This is a genomic window from Streptomyces daghestanicus (assembly GCF_020521275.1).
GTDB classification, from domain to species: Bacteria; Actinomycetota; Actinomycetes; order Streptomycetales; family Streptomycetaceae; genus Streptomyces; species Streptomyces griseoviridis.
The window spans coordinates 335,630-352,409 of record NZ_BNDX01000011.1 but is presented as its reverse complement, the minus strand read 5'-3'; the positions used below and the strand labels follow the sequence as shown (position 1 = coordinate 352,409).

Annotated in this window: 20 protein-coding genes, 1 tRNA gene and 1 pseudogene; 8 read left to right on the top strand and 14 right to left on the bottom strand. The window is 73.9% G+C overall.

Features of this window, described 5'->3' with window-relative positions; all coding sequences use genetic code 11:
* Nucleotides 1-123: 123 nt before the first annotated feature.
* The gene (locus tag Sdagh_RS23940) at nt 124-798 is read left to right on the top strand and encodes a cutinase family protein (protein ID WP_190009474.1); all 675 of its coding nucleotides are present in this window, start codon (nt 124-126) and stop codon (nt 796-798) included.
* 2 nt (nt 799-800) lie between these two features.
* Here Sdagh_RS23940 and Sdagh_RS23935 read toward each other — a convergent pair whose 3' ends face one another.
* The gene (locus tag Sdagh_RS23935; protein ID WP_190077067.1) at nt 801-1,856 is read right to left on the bottom strand and encodes a BTAD domain-containing putative transcriptional regulator; all 1,056 of its coding nucleotides are present in this window, start codon (nt 1,854-1,856) and stop codon (nt 801-803) included.
* Nucleotides 1,857-2,706: 850 nt separating this feature from the next.
* Here Sdagh_RS23935 and Sdagh_RS23930 point away from each other — a divergent pair.
* From Sdagh_RS23930 to Sdagh_RS23920, 3 genes are all read left to right on the top strand, one after another.
* Entirely contained in the window at nt 2,707-2,898 is a 192-nt protein-coding gene (locus Sdagh_RS23930) for a hypothetical protein (protein WP_190077068.1), read from the top strand.
* Between the two features lie 84 nt (nt 2,899-2,982).
* Nucleotides 2,983-4,020 carry an LLM class flavin-dependent oxidoreductase gene (locus tag Sdagh_RS23925; protein WP_190077069.1) on the top strand — a complete coding sequence of 346 codons (1,038 nt, stop codon included), beginning with the start codon at nt 2,983-2,985 and terminating at the stop codon, nt 4,018-4,020.
* Nucleotides 4,021-4,140: 120 nt separating this feature from the next.
* Entirely contained in the window at nt 4,141-5,361 is a 1,221-nt protein-coding gene (locus Sdagh_RS23920; RefSeq protein WP_190077108.1) for a GNAT family N-acetyltransferase, read from the top strand.
* 69 nt (nt 5,362-5,430) lie between these two features.
* Here Sdagh_RS23920 and Sdagh_RS23915 read toward each other — a convergent pair whose 3' ends face one another.
* Nucleotides 5,431-6,363: an alpha/beta fold hydrolase gene (locus Sdagh_RS23915; protein WP_190077070.1), complete on the bottom strand. Its 933-nt coding sequence runs from the start codon at nt 6,361-6,363 to the stop codon at nt 5,431-5,433.
* Between the two features lie 124 nt (nt 6,364-6,487).
* On the opposite strand from Sdagh_RS23915, the pseudogene Sdagh_RS23910 reads away from it, so the two are divergent.
* Nucleotides 6,488-7,069, top strand: a pseudogene (locus Sdagh_RS23910) (TetR/AcrR family transcriptional regulator); the annotation flags it as partial.
* A 201-nt stretch (nt 7,070-7,270) separates the two neighbouring features.
* On the opposite strand, the gene Sdagh_RS23905 reads toward Sdagh_RS23910, so the two are convergent.
* On the bottom strand, nt 7,271-7,654 hold the full coding sequence (locus Sdagh_RS23905) for an alpha/beta hydrolase (RefSeq protein WP_226535617.1): 384 nt from the start codon (nt 7,652-7,654) through the stop codon (nt 7,271-7,273).
* 4 nt (nt 7,655-7,658) lie between these two features.
* Here Sdagh_RS23905 and Sdagh_RS23900 point away from each other — a divergent pair, with 4 nt between their 5' ends.
* Nucleotides 7,659-7,817 (top strand): hypothetical protein, encoded by a 159-nt coding sequence (locus Sdagh_RS23900; protein ID WP_190077114.1) that lies wholly within the window; start codon nt 7,659-7,661, stop codon nt 7,815-7,817.
* Between the two features lie 116 nt (nt 7,818-7,933).
* Here Sdagh_RS23900 and Sdagh_RS23895 read toward each other — a convergent pair.
* Nucleotides 7,934-8,007: transfer RNA gene (locus tag Sdagh_RS23895), tRNA-Pro, on the bottom strand.
* A 137-nt stretch (nt 8,008-8,144) separates the two neighbouring features.
* On the opposite strand from Sdagh_RS23895, the gene Sdagh_RS23890 reads away from it, so the two are divergent.
* Nucleotides 8,145-8,858, top strand: coding sequence for a thiamine pyrophosphate-binding protein (locus Sdagh_RS23890; RefSeq protein ID WP_189415779.1), 714 nt, complete (start codon nt 8,145-8,147; stop codon nt 8,856-8,858).
* A 39-nt stretch (nt 8,859-8,897) separates the two neighbouring features.
* A complete protein-coding gene (locus tag Sdagh_RS23885; RefSeq protein WP_190009483.1) occupies nt 8,898-9,809 on the top strand; it encodes a transketolase family protein in 912 nt (303 codons plus the stop codon).
* A gap of 10 nt (nt 9,810-9,819) precedes the next feature.
* On the opposite strand, the gene Sdagh_RS23880 is transcribed toward Sdagh_RS23885, so the two are convergent.
* The 10 genes from Sdagh_RS23880 to Sdagh_RS23835 form a co-directional block, all read right to left on the bottom strand.
* A complete protein-coding gene (locus tag Sdagh_RS23880; RefSeq protein WP_189415775.1) occupies nt 9,820-10,179 on the bottom strand; it encodes an MmcQ/YjbR family DNA-binding protein in 360 nt (119 codons plus the stop codon).
* A gap of 55 nt (nt 10,180-10,234) precedes the next feature.
* Nucleotides 10,235-10,747 (bottom strand): GNAT family N-acetyltransferase, encoded by a 513-nt coding sequence (locus Sdagh_RS23875; RefSeq protein WP_370594983.1) that lies wholly within the window; start codon nt 10,745-10,747, stop codon nt 10,235-10,237.
* Nucleotides 10,748-10,761: 14 nt separating this feature from the next.
* Nucleotides 10,762-11,346 carry a helix-turn-helix domain-containing protein gene (locus Sdagh_RS23870; RefSeq protein WP_190077072.1) on the bottom strand — a complete coding sequence of 195 codons (585 nt, stop codon included), beginning with the start codon at nt 11,344-11,346 and terminating at the stop codon, nt 10,762-10,764.
* A 46-nt stretch (nt 11,347-11,392) separates the two neighbouring features.
* Nucleotides 11,393-12,295 carry a LysR family transcriptional regulator gene (locus Sdagh_RS23865; protein ID WP_189415771.1) on the bottom strand — a complete coding sequence of 301 codons (903 nt, stop codon included), beginning with the start codon at nt 12,293-12,295 and terminating at the stop codon, nt 11,393-11,395.
* A gap of 22 nt (nt 12,296-12,317) precedes the next feature.
* Nucleotides 12,318-13,511, bottom strand: a complete 1,194-nt coding sequence (locus Sdagh_RS23860) for a glycine C-acetyltransferase (protein WP_189415770.1) — start codon at nt 13,509-13,511, stop codon at nt 12,318-12,320.
* A gap of 13 nt (nt 13,512-13,524) precedes the next feature.
* A complete protein-coding gene (gene tdh, locus Sdagh_RS23855; protein ID WP_189416256.1) occupies nt 13,525-14,553 on the bottom strand; it encodes an L-threonine 3-dehydrogenase in 1,029 nt (342 codons plus the stop codon).
* 170 nt (nt 14,554-14,723) lie between these two features.
* Entirely contained in the window at nt 14,724-15,293 is a 570-nt protein-coding gene (locus tag Sdagh_RS23850) for a GAF domain-containing protein (RefSeq protein WP_189415769.1), read from the bottom strand.
* The gene (locus Sdagh_RS23845) at nt 15,290-15,916 is read right to left on the bottom strand and encodes a GTP-binding protein (RefSeq protein ID WP_189415768.1); all 627 of its coding nucleotides are present in this window, start codon (nt 15,914-15,916) and stop codon (nt 15,290-15,292) included. Before Sdagh_RS23845 ends, Sdagh_RS23850 begins: the two co-directional genes overlap by 4 nt.
* Nucleotides 15,894-16,268, bottom strand: coding sequence for a DUF742 domain-containing protein (locus tag Sdagh_RS23840; RefSeq protein WP_189416253.1), 375 nt, complete (start codon nt 16,266-16,268; stop codon nt 15,894-15,896). The genes Sdagh_RS23845 and Sdagh_RS23840 overlap by 23 nt, the downstream gene beginning before the upstream one ends.
* 2 nt (nt 16,269-16,270) lie before the next feature.
* Nucleotides 16,271-16,714: a roadblock/LC7 domain-containing protein gene (locus Sdagh_RS23835; protein ID WP_189415767.1), complete on the bottom strand. Its 444-nt coding sequence runs from the start codon at nt 16,712-16,714 to the stop codon at nt 16,271-16,273.
* Between the last annotated feature and the right edge of the window lie 66 nt (nt 16,715-16,780).

Genomic DNA, 16,780 nt, shown 5'->3' with positions numbered 1-16,780 from the left:
GCGGACGACGGTAGGGAACGCCGATGAAATAGCGATGGAACCGGCGGACCGGGCGTTTCATCGCGAGGTCATCGGCGGCTGCCAGCCTCGTGGGCGTACCTGGACCCCATGGGGAGGAACGAGATGCGAGCGATGAGGACCACGGCCGCGGCGGCCGGACTCGTGCTGACGGCGGGGCTCTCGCTGGTGCAGGCGTCCACGGCGCAGGCGGCGACGGCCAGGGCGGCGGCTCCGTGCGAGGGCACGTACACGATCGTCGTCGGCGGCACCGGCAGCTCGTGGAACAACGACGGGTTCACCGGCAACATCCAGCAGCACGTCGGATACCCCACCACCATTCCCAACGGCGCGAGCGCCCGGGCGGGTGTCAACGAGCTGAACCGGCTGGTGCGCGACCAGCGCGCCGCCTGCCCGGGCCAGCACGTCAAGATGGGCGGCTACTCGCTGGGCGCGGCGGTGGTGCACATCTGGGTCACCGAGAACTGGCAGACCTTCGACAACGTCAACGCCGTCCTCATCGCGGACCCCAAGCGCCAGGGCGGCCCCGGTGCCAATGGGGGCTCCGTGCCGTTCGGCGGGATCGTCGGCGCCCCGCTCGCCGGCGCCGACCGGTACTTCGGCGACGTACCGGTCAAGACGATCTGCCACTGGGACTACGTCTGCGACGAGTCCGCCGGCATCTGGACCTACCCGAACAACCACATCGTGAACTACCCCAACGACTTCAACATGGACTTCCACAACGACAGCGCCAACGAGCAGTGGTACAACGGCGCCTGGTACCCCGCCGCCTGGTGAACTCAGGGGACGGGACCGGCCCCGTCCCCGCGCAGGATCGTCCGGTGGGCCCGCCACAGCAGGGGGCTCGGCGGTACCCCGAGGTCGTCGGCGAGCAGCCGGCGGGCGCGTTCGAACACCGTGAGGGCGTCGGCCTGGCGGCCGTTGCGGTGCAGGGCCCGCATCAGCAGCGCGGCCGACGGCTCATGGTGGGGATGCGCGGCCGACAGGGCGAACAGCTCGGCGATGGCCTCCGCGTCCTGCCCGAGGCGCAGCTGCCACGTCGCCTTCCGCTGCGCGAGGGCGATCCCGCGCTCGGCGAGCCGCAGCCGTTCCAGTTCGGCGAGCGGCCCCGGCAGCCCGGCCAGGGGCTCCTCGCGGAACAGCTCCAGCGCCAGCGCGCAGCGGCGGACCGCCTCCGGCAGGTCGCCCGCCCGCTCCGCCTCCGCGATGCCGGTGATCCGGGACTCCAGGCGGGCCACGTCCACGTCGACCGCGCCGGGGGCCAGCCGGTAGCCGCGCAGCCCGTGCTCGATGACCGGGTCCGCGGCGTCCCCGGCCCGCAGCGCCTTGCGCAGCCGGTACACGTACACCGGCACCACGTTGGCGGCCGGTGACTCCATGCCCCACACGTCGGCGAGGAGTTCCCGCCGGCTGAGGGAGCGACCCGCGGCCAGGGCCAGGGCCGCCAGGACGGCTTGCTGGCGCAGGTGCCCCAGATCCAGGGGCCGTCCGTCCCGCCAGGCCCGGAGTGGTCCGAGCAGGGAGAGCCGCAGGGTCGCGCCCGGCGTGCGCGCGGCGCCGGCCCGGGGCGCCGCGCGGACCGGCCGGGTGCGGGGGCCGCGGCCGGGCACGGCCAGGCCGCAGTCGAAGGCGTGCACGATGGCGGCGGCCCGGTCCCGCAGACCGCGCTTGGCCAGGACCCGTGCGAGATGTTCGGCCACGGCGTCCTCGGACAGGCCCAGGGCAGTGGCGATCTCGTCGTCCCGCAATCCGCAGCCGACCGCGGTGAGCACCCGCCGTTCCTGGTGCCCGAGCGGGGTGGCGGTGGGCCGGGAGGTGGTGACGGACGTCGGCATCGCTGCTCCCCGGGCTCCGTACGCGTCGGTTGTGCGGGCACCGTAGCGGGGGGAGCGTCGGGCGGGGCATCCGGAACGATCCGGAGTGACAGGGACGGCCGCGGCGCGCTCGCCGCCTCCAGGGGTGCGGTCGTCCCTCTCCGGTGCGCGCACGGTCGCGCGGCGGCGCGCGCCGCTACCGCCGACGGCGAGGACGAAGACGAGGTCGAGGACGAGGTCGAGGACCGGGACGCATCCGTGGCGCGGAGCCGGGCCGGCCGCCGGGGGGGCTGCCGGCCGGAGCCACGGGACGGGCTTGAGCGGTCCTCGGGAACGCCTGGTCCGAGTCACGACCGTGAGGGACGCCTGTGCGGTCGCCCGCCGGGCTGCCGCACCGGCAGGGGGACGCGCAGGTCGTGGGCGCCGGGGGCGAGGACGATGGCACGGCCGGCCGCGGGGGTGACGGACCGGTATCCGGGGGTGGTGGAGGAAGTCGTCGACGCAGCCGAAGGCATAGGGGTCGAAGGCGTCGGGGTTGAGGGCGTAGGGGTTGAGGGCGTAGGGGTTGAGGGCGTAGGGGTCGAAGGAGACAGCGCGGACCGTGCCGTACGGCACGGGGAGGAAGCCGAGGTCCAGGTGTTCGCCGCGCTCGGTGACGAGGCGGACGAGGTGGCCGCCGGGCGCCGGGAGCCGGGCGGGACCGTGTCGAAGGCGAGGGCCGCCCGGCTCCGCGAGACGCTGCGCCCGGCGGACACCGCGGAGCGCGCGCCCGCACGTCGGCCCTCGTTCCCCGGGGAGCACCTTCCCCCTGTTCACACGACTGTCATACGCGGTGGGGATGACGGCGCCGCCCGTGCCCGTTTCCGCAGTCATGACGACAGGAGTGGCGCTCCCCGCGCATCAGCCGATCGGCACGCTGGTGGGACTCGCCCGGGAGGCGGAGGCGGCCGGGCCGCGCCCGGCCTGGTCCGGGCAGACCTTCTCCTACGACTCGCCCGCGCTCGCCGCGACCGTCGGCCGGGGAGGTGCCTGGGCGCTGCTCGGTGAGCCGACCGCGTCTTGAGCGGGTCGGCGGCACATGATCTGATCATCATCGGTGAGCGTGGTGGAGGCCCGCACGGGCCGGAGTGGGCGGGAGTGGGCGGAGATGAACGGCAGGCCCCTGCGGAAGCTGGGATTCCTCACGATCGGACTGTTCGACGAGAAGGACCCGGCCCGCGGGCACGAGTCCACCCTGCGCCTGATCGAGCTGGGCGAACGCCTCGGCTACGACAGCGCGTGGGTGCGCCACCGGCACCTCCAGTACGGCATCGCGTCGCCGGTGGCGGTCCTCGCCGCCGCCACCCAGCGCACCGAGCACATCGAGCTGGGGACCGCGGTGACCCCGCTGGGCTGGGAGAATCCGCTGCGGCTCGCGGAGGACTGGGCGACGGTCGACCTCCTGTCCGGCGGCCGGTTCAACCCTGGCGTGAGCACCGGCCCGCCGATGCACTACGAGCGGGTCAGGGACGCCCTGTACCCCGGCACCGCCGACGCGGAGGAGTTCGGCTACGAACGCGTGCGGCGCCTCCTCGCGCACCTCGCCGGTGAGCCGGCCACGGACTTCCGCGGCACGGAGGGCATCGAGACCTACTCCGACCGGGTCCAGCCGCACTCCCCCGGTCTGCGCGGGCGCGTGTGGTACGGCGGTGGCAGCCTGCGCTCGGCCCGCTGGGCCGGGGAGAACGCCATGAACCTCCTCACCAGCAGCGTGGTCAAGGCCGAGGACGCCGCGACTCCGGGACCGGTGGACTTCGCCGCCGTCCAGCTCTCCCACATCCGCGCCTTCCGCGCGGCCCACCCCGCCGGGGACGCGGCCCGGGTCTCCCAGGGGCTGGTGGTCATCCCCACCGACTCCGCCGGCGCGGCGCGGCGCGCTAAGTACGAGGAGTACGCCGCGCGGCGGCTGCCCCGCACCGGGCAGCCGCACGGCCCGGCCCGGCTGCTCTACGCGCCCGACCTCGTCGGTCCCTCGGAGTGGATCGCGGAACGCCTGCGGGAGCACGCCGCGTTCCGGGAGGTCGAGGAGGTCGCCTTCGCGCTGCCCTTCACCTTCGACGAGGAGGACTACGAGCAGATCCTCACCGACATCGCCGAACGGCTCGGCCCCGCGCTGGGCTGGGAAGCGGCCGTCCGCTCCGGGTGACGGGGTCCGCCCGCCCCGGCACCCGGCCGTAATTCGCTTGCCCCCGTCGCGGAACGGGGCTGCACTCTGGCCAGGCGGCGCCGGTCGTGGTGCCGCCCCACCGAGGAGGCAGCGGCAGTGATACGGATACGTCCCACGACCGACCAGGACCTCGACGTCTTCGTCGACACGGTCCACGCCGCGTTCGGGCGCTTTCCCGAGACCCCGGTCAAGGGCGGCGGGCTCTGGTGGTCGGCGCTCGAAACGGACCGCTGTCTGCTGGCCCTGACGGCGGACGGGCGCCCCGTCGGCACCGCCGCCGCGCACTCCTTCGAACTCACCCTGCCCGGCGGGGCCCTCCTCCCGGTCTCCGGCGTGACCGCCATCGGCGTCCTCCCCTCGCACCGGCGCCGGGGCGTGCTCCGCGCGATGACGCGGCATCAGATCGACACGTTCCGGGCCCGCGGGGAGTTCCTCTCCGTGCTGCTTGCCTCGGAGGCGACGATCTACGGCCGGTTCGGTTACGGACCGGCGACCTGCACGGCGCGGCTGACCGTGCCGTGCCACCGAGCCGCCCTCGCCCCTCCCCGGGCGCGCGGAAGGGCCGACAAGGAAGCGGCCGGCTCGGTCGAGGTGCTGCGCCGGGCCGACTGCGGCGACCTGCTGGAAGAGGTCTACGACCGGTACCGCCGCGCCCAGCACGGCGCGCTGTCCCGGCCGCACCGCTGGTGGGCCCTGCGCGCGGGGCAGCCCCCGGTCTCGCCGGCACCGCGCCACGTCGCCGTCCACCGGGACGCCGACGGGGTCCCGGACGGGTACGCCAGCTACTCGATCGGGGCAGCCGGGACCCTGACGGTCGACGAGACCATCGCCACCGACGACGCCGTCTTCACGGCCCTGGCCCGGTTCGTGCTCGAACACGACCTGGTCTCCGAGGTCGTCCTCAAGCACGTCCCGCCGGGGCACCCGCTGCGCTGGCGGCTCGCGGACTTCCGGGCCGGTGAGGTGAGCGGCGACACCGACTGGCTCTGGGTGCGGCTCCTGGACGTGCCGCGCGCACTGACCGCGCGCGGCTGGTGCGCCGACGGCGAGCTGGTCCTCGACGTCGAGGACCCGTTCCTCGGCGAGCACGGCCGCCATCTGCTGACCGTCAGGGGCGGCAAGGCCGACTGCGTGCCGACGGACCGGGAGCCCGATCTGTCCCTGGACGTGCGGGACCTAAGTTCGGTCTACCTCGGCGGCACCGCCCCCAGCACGCTCGTGCGGGCCGGGCACATCCGCGCCCACCGCCCCGGCGCGACCGCCCTCGCCGACGCCCTCTTCCGCACCGGCCGGCCGCCGCACTGCCTGCACTGGTTCTGACCGCCTCCCCGTCGGCTCCGCGCGGGCGGGACCCCGGCGGCCGAAGCCGGACCGGGGCACTGGCCCGCCTCAGTCGTCCTCGGTGAGGAAGCCGTTGAGCGCGGCAGCGACGGCGGCGGGCTGTTCGTCGGGGATGAAGTGTCCGGCGTCCGGCACGACGACCCCGGTGGCGTGGTCGGCCCACGGCCGGACGGAGGCGGCCATGTCGGGGACGGAGCCGTGGCTGCCGGAGATCCCCAGCACCGGGACGCTCAGGCGCTGCCGTGCCAGCGCCTCGTGGTTCCTCCGCGCCGACTCGGCGGCGTCCCGGTAGTAGGCCAGGGACGCGCGGAGGCCGCCGTCGGCGGCCAGGGACGCGGCGTACTGCTCGATCTCGGTGTCGTCGAAGGTGCCGACGGAGCGCGCCTTGGCCTTCAGGAACCAGCCGACGTACTCCCGTTCGCGGCCGGCGAGCAGGGTCTCGGGCAGGTCGGGCACGAGGTGGAAGGCGAAGTGCCAGGTCTTCCAGGCCCGTTCGGGGTCGGTCGGGATCGCGTCGGGGAGGGTGATGCCCGGGATGCCGGCGTCGAGCAGTGCCAGGCCGCGCAACTCGCCCGGGTACTTCAGGGCGAGGGAGAAGGCGACCCACGCGCCGATGTCGTGGGCGGCCAGCCGGTACGCCGAGACCCCGAGCGCCTCGACCGCGGCGTGGACGTGCGCGGCGACCGTGTGCGTGTCGTAGCTGATGTCCGGGCGTGCGGAGTGGCCCTGGCCCGGCAGGTCGATCGCGATGACACGGAAGCGGCCGGCCAGGTCCGGCATCACCTTGCGCCATGCCCACCAGGTCTGCGGGAATCCGGCGAGCAGCACGACGGCCGGTCCGTCCGGCCGGCCGCCCTCGACCGCGTGGAGCCGGACGCCGTCCGCGTCGGCCCAGCGGTGGGTGAAGCCGGCCAGGTCGGGCAGCGGCAGGTCGGGGACCGGATCGCCGGGAGGGCGCGGGGTACGTGCGGGGTCACTCATGATTTCCCTCCAGCCAGGATCGTTCCGTCACCCTAACTCATCTTGAACTGTTCGGTTCAAGATGAGTTAGGGTGGTCCCCGAGGCGGACGGACGGGACCGAGCAAGAGGAAGACGAGGTGCGGCATGGCGGGCAGGAAGCAGTTCGACATCGCCACGGCGCTCGATGCCGCGATGATCCAGTTCTGGCGGTCCGGGTACGCGGACACGTCGGTGGACGACCTGTCCCGGGCGACCGGCCTCAATCGCAGCTCCATCTACTCCTCCCTCGGCGACAAGGACACGCTCTTCACACGCTGCCTGGAGCGCTACGCCACGCGGTACGGGGACAAGTACGACGCCGCGCTCTCCCGCGCCGCCGACCGGCCCCTGGCAGCAGTGCGGGCGTTCTTCGACGTCACCCTGGACCGCATCGCGGACCCCGGGCTGCCCGACGGATGCCTGGTGGCCCAGACCGTCATGGCGACCCCCGTGCTGAGCCCGGGCGTCGCCGCGCGCGCACGGGAGGCGATCGGCCTGCAGCACACCCGGCTGCGCACCGCACTGGAGGCCGGCCGGCTGCGCGACGAGACGGCCGAGTCCTTCGCGACCCACCTCGCGGCCGTGAACCAGTCCCTCGCCGTCATGAGCAGAGCCGGCACGAGCGCGGACCAGCTGCGCGCCGTCGTCGACGTGACCCTCGACGCCCTCGCGCGGGCCCTCGGCGCGAGCGACGAGGACGCCACATCCCTCGTCGGTCCCCGGCCGGTCCCCGAGCACGACGAAGGGCCGGTTTCGGATGCCTCCCGAACCGGCTCTCCCCCTGCGACTGTCGCCAGTCGGGACAACAGGATCTGAACCTGCGGCCCCTTGACCCCCGGTGGACGAAAAGGGGGTCCGTGAGAGCCACCGAGAGCGGAAACGTCCAGGTCAACGCCACAGATTCCACGTCAGTCCGTGCAGTTCCCGAGACCTGAGTGAGACGGCTGTGTCCGTCTTGCACACGGCGCCGTCGGCGGGATGGGTGCCGTGGACAAGGGCTGCGTCAACCGCGCCGCTGATACATGAATTGGTGCCGTAGGAGCCGTGTCCGACTCCCTCACGCGTGAGCAGGACCGCCGAGTCCAGGGTTCGGGTCATGTCCTCGGCCCAGTGGTGGGGGTGACGGGGTCCTAGCCGGTCCGCGACCACCAGTACCGGCGTCCCGGCGCCCGTGAGCGGCTCGGTGACGCGGTCCTGGTTCGGCGCGGGCCGCCGAGCACAGTTCAGGGCGGAATAGGCGGCCCGGGTCCCGATCCGCTCGGCCTCGCCCACGGCGTTGACGGCCGCGGTTCTGTGCGCGGCGATACCGGCCGGGGTCTGCCACTCGGCGCAGCGCACCGCGGTGTGGGCTTGGCTGAACGACCTCGTCGCGGACGCCTCGAGCGACGCGCCCCACCGGGACGACGTGGTCACCGAGTTCGGCATGACCCGCTGACCCGCTGACCCGGTCAAGGACACCAGCCCCCACTGGCCCCCGACTGGTCCCCGAGAATGATCAAAGGCCGGTTTCGGATCACTCCGAAACCGGCCCTCACCCGCGACTGTCTCCAGTCGGGACGACAGGATTTGAACCTGCGACCCCTTGACCCCCAGTCAAGTGCGCTACCAAGCTGCGCCACGTCCCGATGCCCGCCTGACCTGGGGTTTCCCCGGTTGGGCGTGCAGGAAAACCATACCGCACTCGGGGGCGTGGTCGCGCACCTCTTCCCCTCGGTCACCGGCGCTTGACCTCAAGTTTGGTCGAGGTCACACGATCGGTCGTATGACGAGAACGATCACCGGAGAACGCGGGCGTGCCCACGGGTACGCCGACCTGGCCGGGCTGATGGCACTGATGAGCGGGGACGAGAAGCACGGCCCCGCGGCGACCTCCACGCTGGACGTGCTGTGGGTGCTCTACGACCGGGTGCTGCGGGTCGGCCCGGAGCAGGCGGACGATCCCGGGCGGGACCGGTTCCTGCTGTCCAAGGGGCACGGCCCGATGGCGTACTACGCCGTGCTGGCCGCGAAGGGTTTCGTACCCGCCGCCTGGCTGCCCGGCTTCGGCTCCTACGACTCCCCGCTGGGCCACCACCCCGACCGGACGCTGGTGCCCGGGGTGGAGATCGGCAGCGGATCGCTGGGGCACGGGCTGCCGATCGCCGTGGGCACCGCGCTGGGCCTGCGCGCCCAGGGCCTGGACGAGCCCCGGGTGTGGGTGCTGACCGGGGACGCGGAACTGGACGAGGGCAGCAACCACGAGGCGATCGCCTTCGCGGGGGCCACCGGTCTGGAGCGGCTGCACACCGTCGTCGTCGACAACGCCTCCGCCCGGCACGCCCGGCCCGGCGGCATCGCCGCCCGCTTCGAGGCGGCGGGCTGGTCGACGGCGACCGTCGACGGCAGGGACCACGAGGCGCTGTACACGGCGTTCACCGCGCCGCACCCGGGCCGCCCGCACGTGGTCGTGGCCCGGGTCGCCCCGAAGACCGCCTGACGCCCCCGCCCCCTTACCCCACCTTCGAAAGGAACCCTCATGGACACCATGCGGGACCGTCTCGCCCCCGTGCTCACCCGCCTGCTCGACGGGGACCCGCGCGTCGCCGTGCTGCTCGCCGAGATCGGCGCGGACGGCTTCACCGAGGCGGGGCGGCGCCATCCCGACCGGGTGATCAACGTCGGCATCCGGGAGCAGCTCCTCGTCGGGGCCGCGGCCGGGCTGGCGCTGACCGGGCTGCGGCCCGTGGTGCACACCTTCGCCAGCTTCCTGGTGGAGCGGCCCTTCGAGCAGGTCAAACTGGACCTCGGCCACCAGGGTGTGGGCGCGGTCCTGGTCAGCGCCGCCGCCTCCTACGACTGGCCGGCCGGCGGCTACACCCACATGGCGCCGGGGGACGTGGCGCTGCTCGGCACCCTGGACGGCTGGACCGTGCACGTGCCCGGTCACCCGGACGAGGCCGAGACCCTGCTGCGGCACGCGGTCGCCGCCGGGGACGACAAGGTGTACGTACGCCTGTCGCTGCTGTCGAACGGCGACGCGCTGCCGGTGGACGGGGCCCGGTTCCGTACCGTGCGCGAGGGCCGCGCCGGCGTGGTGGTGGCCGTCGGGCCGACGCTGGACGACGTGCTCACCGCCACGCAGGGACTCGACGTCACCGTGCTGTACGCGACGACGGTCCGGCCGTTCGACGCGGCGGCGGTGCGCCGGGCCGCCGGGGCCGGGCGGGCCGACGTCGTCCTGGTCGAACCGTATCTCGCGGGCACGTCCACGGCGGCGGTGAACGACGCGCTGGCCGGCGTACCGCACCGGGTGCTGGGCCTCGGCGTCGGCCGGCGCGAGCTGCGGCGCTACGGGACCGCGGCGGAGCACACCGCCGCCCACGGGCTCGACCCCCGTTCGCTGCGGGAGCGGATCGGCGGCTTCCTCGGGGCGGCGGCGCGCCACTGAGCGGGTGGGGTCAGCCGGTGGGCGGCAGGCCCAGCCGGGGGTGGTCCTCCAGCAGCCGGACGGGGGCGGCCTGGCGCCAGGAGTCGGCGAGGATGTCCCGCAACTCGTCCTCGTCCTCCAGCGCGGCGAGCCGCGCCCGCACCCAGGCGAACTGCGCCTCGTGCCCGGCGATCCAGAACTTCTCCGGTTCGGCGAGGACCAGTTCCGCCCGCTCCTCCTTGGGACAGCGCACGGCGAGGGACGTCTCGTCCTCCGGCAGGGTGGCGAACATCCTCCCCGCGACCCGGAAGGTGGGCATGCTCCAGGCGATCTTCTCCGTGGTGTCCGGCAGGGACAGGGCGATACGGCGTACGTCTTCGGCGTCCGGCATGGCAGGCACCGTAGCCCGGCCCACTGACAACGGCCGGGCGGGCCCGCCTCGCCGGTCAGGCGCCGATCCGCTTGAAGTACAGCGTCGTCGGCCGCAGTACCCCGGCCGGGTCGGCGGCGTAGTCGGGGATCTCGCCCGCCCGGGTCCAGCCGGCGGAGCGGTAGAGGCGCTCGGCGGGGCTGCCGGTCTCGGTGTCCAGGTGGAGCAGGGTGAGGCCGGCCGCGGCGGCGGCCTCCTCGGCGGTGGCCAGCAGGGCGCGGCCGAGACCCCGGCCGCGGGCCTCGCGGAGCACCATCAGCTTGACCAGTTCGGCGCGGTGCCGGCTGTTGGGCCGGTCGGGCAGGGCGAGGCTCACCGTGCCGGCCACCCGCCCGTCCGCGTACGCCACCCAGACGGCGAGGCCGCCGTCGGCCACCGCGGTGGCCCGCCGCCGCCACCAGGCGAGCGCCTCGGCCCGGTCGAGGGGGGCGAGGAAACCGATCGAGGCGCCGCCGTGCACGGTGTCGGCCAGCAGGGCGGCCAGCTCCGCCGCGTGCCCGGTCACCCGGGCCGCGTCCAGGCGGACCACGCCCGGGGCCGCGGTCACGGCAGCACCACCGCGAGGACGTACCGCGCGTCGCCGGGGCCGGGGCACCGGAACCGGGTCGGCCCCCACACCCGCGTCCGCAGGCAGTCCCCGGTGCCCAGGGCGTGGGCGGTGCCGTCGGCCGTCACCTCCAGCGCGCCCTCCAGGACCCAGAGGTGCTGTTCCAGGCCGGGCACCGGCGGCCGGTCGTAGGCCAGGTCCGCGCCGGCGGGGAGCCGGCCCTCGACCAGTTCCCCGCGCAGCCCGGCGTGCGGCGGCGAGACGGACCGGCGGACGAAACCGGCGGCGCGGTCCTCCCAGACCAGCTGGTCGGCGGCGCGCACCACGGGCGCGGGGCGGGCCTCGACCTCGCCGAGGAGCTGGGACATGGTGCGGCCGTGGACCGCGCAGAGGCGGTTGAGGAGAGCGGCGGTGGGACTGGTCTCGGCCCGTTCGGCACGGGACAGGGTGGAGCGGCTCACCCCGGCGCGCTCGGCGAGGTCGTCCAGGGTCCAGCCGCGTTCGGCCCGCAGTTCGGCGAGCCGGGCACCGAGCCGGACATCCACCGGGTCCGGGTCTTCCGCATCGGGAGCGTGTCTCATATCCGGGACGGTATCCCTGATATGAGACACGCGTGTTACGGGACGCTCACCGCGGGGCCGCCGCCGTCAGCGCGTCCAGCACCGGGCGGATCAGCGGATGCCCCTCCCCGCCCCGGCGTACCGCGGCGAAGACCCGGCGGGTGGGAGCGGGCCCGTCGACCGGGCGGACGACCACGCCGGTCAGGTCCGTGCCGCGCAGGGCGGTGCGCGGCACGAGGGCCACGCCCGCCCCGGCCGAGGCGAGGGCGACCACCGCGCGGAAGTCGTCCGAGGAGTGCTCGGGGCGCGGCTGGAACCCGGCGTTCTCGCAGGCCAGCATCACCACGTCATGACAGGGATTGCCGGGGTACGGCCCGATCCACGCGTCCTTGGCCAGCTCCGCGAGCGGCACCTCGGTGGCGTCGCACAGCCGGTGCCCGGCCGGCACCACCGCGTCGAACGGCTCGGCGTAGAGCGGTACGTGGGTCAGCCGGGGGTCGTCGGCGGGCGGCGCTCCCCGGTACTCCACGGCGACGGCCACCTCGACCTGCCGGTCCAGGAGCATCGGCAGGCTGGCGTCGCCCTCGGCGTCCCGCACCCTCACCCGGATGCCGGGCGCGGTACCGGCGAGGCGTGCCACGGCGGGCGCGACGACCAGGGCGATGCCGGTGGCGAAGGCGGCGACGGTGACCGTGCCGGCCTCGCCCGAGGCGTACGCGGCCAGCTCGGCCTCGGCGCGCTCCAGCTGGGCGAGGACGGCGTTGGTGTGGCCGAGCAGGATCTCGCCGGCCGGGGTGAGCCGTACGCCCTTGGCACCGCGCTCGACCAGACGGTGGCCGGTCTCCTGCTCCAGGGCCGCGAGCTGCTGGGAGACCGCCGAGGGGGTGAGGTAGAGCGCGGCGGCCGCCGCCGTCACGGTCCCGTGGTCGGCCACGGCCCTCAGGATGTGCAGCCGTCGCGCTTCGATCATGTGGGCGATTATCGCAATCGGGTCAGGCGTCCAGTTCCGCCCGTGCCGCCACGAAGGCGTCCACCGCGCGGTCGACGTCCTCGGCGGAGTGCGCGGCGGAGAGCTGGACGCGGATGCGGGCCTGTCCTTCCGGGACGACGGGGTAGGAGAAGCCGATCACGTACACGCCGCGGTCCAGCAGCAGTTCGGCCAGCCGTCCGGCCCGTGCCGCGTCGCCGATCATCACCGGTGCGATGGGGTGGTCGCCGGGGAGGATGTCGAAGCCCTCCTCGGTCATCCGGCGGCGGAAGCGGGCGGTGTTCTCGGTGAGGCGGACGCGCAGGTCGTCGGCGGACTCCAGGAGGTCGAGGACGGTGAGCGAGGCGGCGGCGATGACCGGGGCGAGGGTGTTGGAGAACAGGTAGGGGCGGGAGCGCTGGCGCAGCAGGGCGACGATCTCGGCGCGGGCGGCGACATAGCCGCCGGAGGCGCCGCCGAGGGCCTTGCCGAGGGTGCCGGTGAGGATGTCCACGCGGTCCATGACGCCGTGCAGCTCGGGGGTGCCGCGTCCGCCGGGGCCGACGAAGCCGACGGCGTGCGAGTCGTCGACCATGACCATCGCGTCGTAGCGGTCGGCGAGGTCGCAGATCTCCGCGAGCGGGGCGACGTAGCCGTCCATGGAGAAGACGCCGTCGGTGACGATCAGGCGCCGGCGGGCGCCGGACGCCTCCTTCAGCCGGGCCTCCAGCTCGGTGAGGTCGCGGTTGGCGTAGCGCAGGCGGCGGGCCTTGGACAGGCGGATGCCGTCGATGATGGAGGCGTGGTTGAGGGCGTCGGAGATCACCGCGTCCTCGGGGCCGAGGAGCGTCTCGAAGACGCCTCCGTTGGCGTCGAAGCAGGAGGAGTAGAGGATCGTGTCCTCCTGGCCGAGGAACGCCGAGAGGCGGGCCTCCAGTTCCTTGTGGACCTCCTGGGTGCCGCAGATGAAGCGGACGGAGGCCATGCCGTAGCCCCAGCGGTCCAGGGCGCGGTGGGCGGCGGCGGTCACCTCGGGGTGGTCGGCGAGGCCGAGGTAGTTGTTGGCGCAGAAGTTGAGGACCTCGCCGGGGCGTCCGCCGGCGGTGACCTCCACGGTGGCCGACTGGGGGGTGCCGAGCACCCGCTCGGGCTTGTGCAGTCCGGCGGCACGGATCTCGTCGAGGGTGGCGCGCAGGTCGTCGCGCACGGAGTCGAACATGGTCAGGGGCTCCTCAGCGGGTCCAGTCGAGGACGACCTTGCCGCCGCGGCCGCTCGCCGCGTCGGCGAACGCCGCCTCGTAGTCGTCATGGCTGTAGCGGCCGGTGATCACCGGCGTGAGGTCGAGGCCGCCCTCCAGCAGCACCGACATGGCGTACCAGGTCTCGAACATCTCGCGGCCGTAGATGCCCTTGATGGTGATCATCGAGGTGACGATCCGGGCCCAGTCGACGGCGAATTCCTCGGCAGGCAGGCCGAGCATGGCGATCCGGCCGCCGTGGGTCATGTTGGCGAGCATGTCGCGCAGCGCCTCGGGACGGCCGGACATCTCCAGGCCGATGTCGAAGCCCTCGCGCAGGCCCAGTTCCCGCTGTCCGTCCGCGACGGTCGCGCCGGAGACGTCGAGGGCGAGGCTCGCGCCGAGTTTCCGGGCCAGGTCGAGCCGCTCCGCGCTGACGTCGGTGACCATCACATGGCGGGCGCCGGCGTGCCGGGCGACGGCGGTGGCCATCAGGCCGATCGGTCCGGCACCGGTGACCAGGACGTCCTCGCCGACCAGCGGGAAGGACAGGGCGGTGTGCACGGCGTTGCCGAACGGGTCGAAGATCGCCGCCACGTCGAGGTCGACGGGGACGCGGTGCACCCACACATTGGCCGCGGGCAGCGCCACGTACTCCGCGAACGCCCCGTCCCGGCCCACCCCGAGCCCCACCGTGGACCGGCACAGGTGGCGCCGCCCGGCCAGGCAGTTGCGGCACTTCCCGCACACCAGGTGGCCCTCGCCGCTCACCAGGTCGCCGGCCGCGATGTCGGTGACGTCCCGGCCGGTCTCCACGACCTCGCCCGCGAACTCGTGCCCGAGGACCAGCGGGGCGCGCACCGCGCCCTGGGCCCAGCCGTCCCAGTTCCGGATGTGCAGGTCGGTGCCGCAGATGCCGGTGCGCAGCACCTTGATGAGGACGTCACCGGGTCCGACGACGGGCTCCGGCACGTCCGTGAGCCACAGACCGGGCTCCGCCTTCTCCTTGACCAGCGCCTTCAACGCCACTGCTCCTGACGGTGCGGCCCGGCACCGGGCACGCCGAGGCGGCCCGCGTCCGGGGAGATGAGGGGATCGCACAGCAATCTGCCCCACCGCGCCGCGGGCGTCCATCGAGGTTTTCTTAACCGGCTCCGCAGCTTTCCTGCACGCCGCCCGCTGCGGCCGGCGCGTCAGAGCGGCAGGCCGTCGTCCGCGCTCCGCTCGATACGGCGCATCAGCTCCGCCGCCGTCGCCTTGATGGTCTCCAGCCCGGCCCTGCCCCACGGTCTGGGTGTGACGTCGGCGGCGCTCACCGCGCCCAGCACGGTGCCCGTGCTGTCGATGAGCGGCGCGCCGAGATAGGAGCGGATGCCGTACGTGTCGACGACCGGGTTGCCCGCGAACCGGGGGTAGTCGCGGACGTCCTCCAGGGCCAGTGCCCGCCGGCGGGCCGCGACATGGGGGCAGAAGCCGTGGTCGCGGGGCTGGAACCGGGCGAAGCCGGGCGTGGTGCCGGCACCGGCCGGCGGCGTCCGCGGGGCGTGCAGCCCGGCGAACACCTGCCCGTTCTCCACCAGGAAGTTGACCATGGCGTACGGCGTACGGGCCATGTCGGCGATCCGGTCCGCGAAGGCGTCCAGGGCGGGGTCGGGGTGCCGGCCGACGCCGAGCTGCCGCAGCCGCCTGACCCGCTCGGGCGCCTCCCGGTCCTCGGGGGTGAGCAGCAGGCGTCCGGCCGGGCGTGGCGGGTCGTAGCTCACGGGCGGGCTCCGGCGCCGTGTCCCGTGGCGGGCGCCGGCGTGTGGGCGAGGAGGTGGCGTACGAGGGTGAGCAGGGTCTGCACGCCGGAGCTGGAGATGCGGGCGTCGCAGCGCACGATGGGGACCTCCTCGGGCAGGTCGATGGCGATGCGTACCTCCTCGGTGTCGTAGCGGTGGGCGCCGTCGAACTCGTTGACGGCGACGATGAAGGCCAGTCCGCGCTGTTCGAAGAAGTCGATGGCGGCGAAGGACTCCTCCAGGCGGCGGGTGTCGGCGAGGACGACCGCGCCGAGCGCGCCCTCGCACAGTTCGTCCCACATGAACCAGAACCGCTCCTGGCCGGGGGTGCCGAACAGGTACAGCACGTGCCGCGCGTCGAGGGTGATGCGGCCGAAGTCCATGGCCACGGTGGTCTCGAGTTTGTTCTCGATCCCGTCGAGGCTGTCGGTCGCGGCGCTGACCGTGGTGAGCAACTCCTCGGTGCTGAGCGGCGCGATCTCGCTGACCGCGCCGACGAAGGTGGTCTTGCCCACCCCGAATCCGCCCGCCACCAGGATCTTCAGTGCGGTGGGGAACGGGTCGGCGGCGGACGCGTCGTACTCAGAGCTGTCGTCGTAGTCCATCGAGCACTGCCTCCAGAAGGGCCCGGTCCGTGGGGTGGTGGTGGAACGCGGCGGGTGGCTTGGTGGTCAGCGCGCCGCAGTCGACGAGGTCCGACAGCAGCACCTTGGCCACCGCCACCGGCAGCCTCAGCTGGCCGGCCACCTCGGCGACCGGGACGGGGGCCCGGCACAGGTCGAGGACCTGGGTGTGCTCCGGACCGAGATGGCCGAGGGGGGTGACCCCGGTGGTCATCACCTGCGACATGAGGTCGAGGGCGACGGTGGGCCGGGTGCGGCCGTTGCTGACCGTGAAGGGGCGCACGAGGCGTCCGGCCGCGTCGTCCAGCCACGGCCCGTCGCCGGCCGCCGCCACGCTCAAGGCCTCATCGCCGGGGCGGCCGGGGACCCGGCGGTGTGCTGCCGGGGCGCGGTGACCAGGTAGGGGCGGACACTCTTGACGAGCATCGCCATCTCGTAGCCGAGGACCGCCGCGTCGGCCTCGCGGCCGGCCAGCACGGCGAGGCAGGTGCCGGAGCCCGCGGTGGTGACGAACAGCAGCGTCGAGTCGAGTTCGACCACGACCTGCCGGACGTCGCCGCTGTCGCCGAAGCGGACCCCGGCGCTGCGGCCGAGGGAGTAGAGGCCGGAGGCCAGCGCGGCCATGTGGTCGGCGCTGTCGGCGTCGAGGCCGTGCACGGACTTGACCAGTCCGTCGCAGGACAGCAGCACCGCGCTGGAGGTGTGCGGCACCCGCTGCACGAGGCCGCTCATCAGCCAGTCGAGATCGGATACCTGACCGGTGGGCGCGTCGCTCGCCATGGTGGATCGACTCCTTGGGGTACGAAGGTCGGCAAAAGCGCGGAAGGTGGGGGCTGGGGCGGGGAA

Coding starts and splice junctions, on each gene's coding strand:
- Sdagh_RS23940 (WP_190009474.1), top strand. CDS start 124: ATGCGAGCGATGAGGACCACGGCCGCGGCGGCCGGACTCGTGCTGACG.
- Sdagh_RS23935 (WP_190077067.1), bottom strand. CDS start 1,856: ATGCCGACGTCCGTCACCACCTCCCGGCCCACCGCCACCCCGCTCGGG.
- Sdagh_RS23930 (WP_190077068.1), top strand. CDS start 2,707: ATGACGACAGGAGTGGCGCTCCCCGCGCATCAGCCGATCGGCACGCTG.
- Sdagh_RS23925 (WP_190077069.1), top strand. CDS start 2,983: ATGAACGGCAGGCCCCTGCGGAAGCTGGGATTCCTCACGATCGGACTG.
- Sdagh_RS23915 (WP_190077070.1), bottom strand. CDS start 6,363: ATGAGTGACCCCGCACGTACCCCGCGCCCTCCCGGCGATCCGGTCCCC.
- Sdagh_RS23890 (WP_189415779.1), top strand. CDS start 8,145: ATGACGAGAACGATCACCGGAGAACGCGGGCGTGCCCACGGGTACGCC.
- Sdagh_RS23885 (WP_190009483.1), top strand. CDS start 8,898: ATGGACACCATGCGGGACCGTCTCGCCCCCGTGCTCACCCGCCTGCTC.
- Sdagh_RS23880 (WP_189415775.1), bottom strand. CDS start 10,179: ATGCCGGACGCCGAAGACGTACGCCGTATCGCCCTGTCCCTGCCGGAC.
- Sdagh_RS23870 (WP_190077072.1), bottom strand. CDS start 11,346: ATGAGACACGCTCCCGATGCGGAAGACCCGGACCCGGTGGATGTCCGG.
- Sdagh_RS23865 (WP_189415771.1), bottom strand. CDS start 12,295: ATGATCGAAGCGCGACGGCTGCACATCCTGAGGGCCGTGGCCGACCAC.
- Sdagh_RS23860 (WP_189415770.1), bottom strand. CDS start 13,511: ATGTTCGACTCCGTGCGCGACGACCTGCGCGCCACCCTCGACGAGATC.
- Sdagh_RS23845 (WP_189415768.1), bottom strand. CDS start 15,916: ATGGACTACGACGACAGCTCTGAGTACGACGCGTCCGCCGCCGACCCG.
- Sdagh_RS23835 (WP_189415767.1), bottom strand. CDS start 16,714: ATGGCGAGCGACGCGCCCACCGGTCAGGTATCCGATCTCGACTGGCTG.